The 668-nt window shown below is 70.8% G+C and carries 1 protein-coding gene; it reads right to left on the bottom strand.

Annotation, left to right across the window (positions count from 1 at the left end; translation table 11 throughout):
- Nucleotides 1-411 (bottom strand): helix-turn-helix domain-containing protein (locus N865_RS21315; RefSeq protein ID WP_245603869.1); only part of this gene is annotated, 411 nt, incomplete at its 3' end.
- Between the last annotated feature and the right edge of the window lie 257 nt (nucleotides 412-668).

Here is a 668-nt window from a genome sequence, read left to right as displayed (position 1 = left end):
CACGTGCTCGTCGACCCCGAGCGTCGACACCCCGGCGAAGCGGGACTCGTCGTCGGCTGCGGCCTGCAGCAGCGGCCGGACCGAGCGCCACACGGTCGCCCAGCTCGTGCCGAGCTGCCGGGCCAGGCCGTGGACCGAGGCGTGCTCGCGGCGAAGCTGCTCGATCGCCCACCGGCACGCCCGGACCGTCAGCAACGCCCGCGGCCTGGCAACCTGCTCGTCCTGCTCGGTGAAAGTCCCGACCGGGCAGGCCGGCTCCGGGCACGACCAGGTCCGCTTGAGCCAGCGGATCCGGACCCGCCGTCCGAAGCACGGCGAGTCGATCAGCTCGACCGTGCGCCGTCCGTGGCTGCGCGCGAGGACCCCGCACGCCGGGCAGCCCATCAGTGTCGGCGCGGACTCGACGGTCACGACCAGCCGGGCATCCTCCGCAGCTTCCACGTCCAGCACGTGCAACCCATCCAAGCCGACGAGCAGGTCACAGTTGTCGCAGTAGAGATGAGTCGATGAGCAACGCGCGTCATCGCACGCCGTAGGCTCGGACATCGTCGAGGTCCTCCGGTCGGGCAGCTTGGTCGCTACCGATCCTGAGGGCCTCGACCCTCACACCCACCGCATGAACGATCCCGGCGTGTCCCCGCTCAGACCCACCTCAGGTACGAAGAGCC

It is taken from the genome of Intrasporangium oryzae NRRL B-24470 (assembly GCF_000576595.1).
GTDB classification, from domain to species: domain Bacteria; phylum Actinomycetota; class Actinomycetes; order Actinomycetales; family Dermatophilaceae; genus Intrasporangium_C; species Intrasporangium_C oryzae.
Note: the sequence above shows the minus strand (reverse complement) of the source record. Positions and strands in the feature narration are given on the sequence as shown.